This is a genomic window from Rhizobium sp. Rhizsp42 (genome assembly GCF_047304155.1).
Lineage (GTDB): Bacteria > Pseudomonadota > Alphaproteobacteria > Rhizobiales > Rhizobiaceae > Rhizobium.
On the sequence record NZ_JBGLYS010000117.1, the window covers coordinates 1 to 572 of the forward strand.

At 65.7% G+C, this 572-nt stretch carries 1 pseudogene; it reads right to left on the reverse strand.

Annotation, left to right across the window (positions count from 1 at the left end):
• Window positions 1–572: pseudogene (locus ACCD05_RS31795) on the reverse strand (phosphomannomutase); the annotation flags it as partial.

A 572-nucleotide genomic window follows, 5' to 3' on the forward strand; every position in this document is an offset into this window, starting at 1 on the left:
GCGCCGAAGTGCTCAAGCAGGCCGACCATGAGATCGCGGGCGACGGTGCTGTGCTGGTAGACGCCGACCTTCAGGCCAGCAAGTGCATCATCGGGCAATAGGCTGGCGTTGCGTTTCGTGAACAGGTCGAGGCATGCGGCCGACCGATCCTCGGCTTGCCGGTCGCCCAGTGGCCATTGGAAGCCGGTGCGGTCGAGATCGGCAGCGGCTGCCGTGATCGCGGCTTCGTCGGCCTTGTCGATCTCACCATCCGGCCGATAGAACTTGATGCCGTTGCGATCGGCGGGGATGTGCGAGCCGGTGATCATCAGCGAGGCGGCGCCGAGATGCAGGCCGTAGAGCGCCAGCGCCGGCGTCGGCACCGTGCCGCAATCGATCATCGCAAAGCCGAGCTTGCCGAGCGCCTTGATGCAGTCGGCTGATATCTCGGGGCTGGATTGGCGAAAGTCGCGGCCGACGAGGATCGGGTTTCCCGCCTTCGCCCGACCGCTTTCTAGGAGATAGCGGCCGAAGGCCGTCGCATAGAGCGCCGATGCCCGGCCCTTCAGATCCTCGGAAAGCCCTCGAAGCCC